Below are 2,676 nucleotides of genomic sequence, written 5' to 3'. Positions count from 1 at the left end.
GCGTGCCGGATCTCCGCCTCGCTCGGGTCGGGGTTCTGGCCGAGCAGGTCCACGGCGGTCAGGATCACGCCCGGCGTGCAGAAGCCGCACTGAAGCCCGTGCTTCTCCCAGAAGGCGTTCTGGAGCGGGTGCAGGTCGCCGTTCGTCGCGAGGCCCTCGAGGGTCGTGATCTGCGCGCCCTCCGCCTGCACCGCGAGCAGCGTGCAGCTCTTCACCGCCTGGCCGTCGATGAGCACGGTGCACGCGCCGCACTGGCTCGTGTCGCAGCCGATCTGCGTGCCGGTGAGGTTCAGGTCGTCGCGCAGGACGTGCGCGAGCAGCGCTCTCGGCTCGACCTCGGCGGTGCGGGTCGTGCCGTTCACGGAAAGGCTGACACTTCGTTTCATGGGTCCCGTCTCGCGTGGAACGATCAGGATGGTTGCCGTGGGAGGGATAGCGTACGGCTCGCCGCGGGCGTGGTCAAGGGCGCCACACGAGCGCGTCGGTGCGGGCCCGCGGACCCGCGCCAACCGGGGCTCACCGCAGCCGCCCGAGACGGTCCGGGGGCCAGTCCTGCACGACGATGTGCTGCTGGAGGCGCCGGTCCCCCATCGTCACGCGCACGACGTACTCGCCGGGCAGCACGCGCCGCAGGTCCGCCGCGCTCGTGGGCCCGCCCAGCTCGCGCGGCCGCGGCCGGTCGCGCAGCAGGTCCCACGCCGCGCGCTGCAGCCCCGGATACCCCGGACCCGTGATCGTGCGGACCGTGTCTCCCGCGGCGGTCGTGATCACCAGCCGCACCCCCTCGGCCTGGACGTCGCGCACGTAGTAGGAGATCGCCGCGCGGGGAGGGTTGGGAGCGGTGAAGGGATGGCTCCCCCAGCTCGGCCAGGTGTTGCGCACCCTGACCTGGTAGGCCGGCGCGGTGGCGAACAGATGGACCGGCTCGTTCAACAGCGAGTCCGTCATCTCCTCCAGCGGCCCGATGTCGGCCACGTAGATGCCGCGGCCGTGCGTCCCGATCACCAGCTCGCGCTGGGCGAACGACATCGCCATCCGCTCGACCATCACGTTCGGGAAGTTCCGACCCAGCCGCAGCCACCGCCGACCCCCGTCCACCGTGGTGTACACCCCGTTCGAGGTGCCCACGAAGAGGAGCCGCGGGTTGCGCGGATCCTCCAAGACCGTTAGGCTGCCCCGGCCCTGCGGGAGCCCCTGCCCGATCTCGGTCCAGGTCCGCCCGAAGTCGGTCGTCGCGAGCACGTGCGGCTGGTAGTCGTCGCGGAAGTGGCAGTCGAGCGCGACGTACGCGGTGCCTTCGGCATGATACGAGGCCGCGATGGTGCCGACCCAGCAGTTGCTAGGTGTGCCGCGGGGCAGATTGCCGGTCACGTTGCTCCAGGTCCGTCCGGTGTCCTGCGAGACCCACATGAACCCGTCATCGGTGCCGGTCCAGAGCACCGCGGCCGTCTTCGGGCTCTCGGCGATGGAGAAGATGGCGTGATAGCTGGTGTTGCCGGTCTCCGGCGCGGGGTTCTGCCGGGGCGTGCGCGTCATGTCCGGGCCGAGCGTCTCCCAATCGCCGCCGCCGCGTCGCATGCGGAAGAGCCGGTTCGCGCCCAGGTAGATCGCCCCGGAGTCGTGCTGGGAGAGGAGGATGGGCGCGGTCCAACCCCAGGTGAACCCATACCCGCTCTCGGCGCCGGCGTCGAGCGATAGGGGCTGGATCCCTTCACGCCGCCAGCTGCGGAGGTCGAGGCGGGAGACGTTGCCGAACTGCGATGCGGAGTAGACCGTGTGCGGATCGTCAGGCGGGATCTGTACCCACATCCCGTCGCCGCCGTTCACGGGATACCAGTCGGGGTCGGCGATCCCCGCCGTGTCGCGCGTCCGGCTCGGCCCGCACCAGACGCCGTTGTCCTGGAGGCCGCCGCAGATCTGGTACGGCGTGTGCGAGCTGTCCACGATCACGGTGTAGAACTGGCCGATGGGGATCGGCATGTGCCACCAGGCGCGCCCGCGGTCGTTGCTTACGTAGACCCCGCCGTCGTTGCCAAGGATCAGATGCGCCGGATCGAGCGGATCGATCCACATCGCGTGATGGTCCACGTGTACCCGGGCCAGAGAATCGGGCGCGAAGGAACGGCCGCCATCGCGGCTGTGGAGCAGGGCGGAGCTGGCGACGTACACGTTGTTACTGTCCGACGGATCCACCCAGATCTCATCATAGAAGTAGTGCGGGTTGGCCGCGAGGTCGTTCACCTGGGTCCACGTCGCTCCCGCGTCGGCGGAGCGGAACACGCCCCCGAAGCGGGCCTGCGCCGGGTCGGTGATCCCGCGGTCCACCGCGATCATCGCGAACACCAGGCTCGGGTTCTGCGCGGAGATCGCGATGCCGATGCGGCCCAGGCGGCCCGTGGGCAGTCCATTCGTCAGGCGCGTCCATGTGGCGCCGCCGTCGGTGGTCTTGTAGATGCCGCTGGTGGCGCCGACGCCCTCCATGTGCCCGCCGCCCCAGCGGAGCCGGTGCCACGCCGCGGCGTAGAGCACGTCGGGGTTCGACGGGTCCATCTCGAGGTCCACGACGCCGGTCGTGTCGTCAACGAAGAGCACCTTGCTCCAGGTGCGGCCGCCGTCCGTGGTCTTGAAGACGCCGCGCTCGCTGTTGGTCCCCCAGAGATGGCCGAGCGCCGCGAC

2 protein-coding genes are annotated in these 2,676 nt (G+C 70.4%); both read right to left on the bottom strand.

Annotated features, from left to right (window positions below; all coding sequences use genetic code 11):
* Positions 1 to 386, bottom strand: a 386-nt coding sequence (locus tag Q8Q85_03045) for a (2Fe-2S)-binding protein (GenBank protein MDP3773221.1), incomplete at its 3' end; no start/stop codon positions are given.
* Positions 387 to 516: 130 nt separating this feature from the next.
* On the bottom strand, positions 517 to 2,676 hold a 2,160-nt coding region (locus Q8Q85_03040; protein MDP3773220.1), incomplete at its 5' end, for a hypothetical protein.

Source organism: Gemmatimonadales bacterium (genome assembly GCA_030697825.1).
Classification (GTDB): Bacteria; Gemmatimonadota; Gemmatimonadetes; order Gemmatimonadales; family JACORV01; genus JACORV01.
This window is presented reverse-complemented; position numbering and strand designations above follow the sequence as displayed.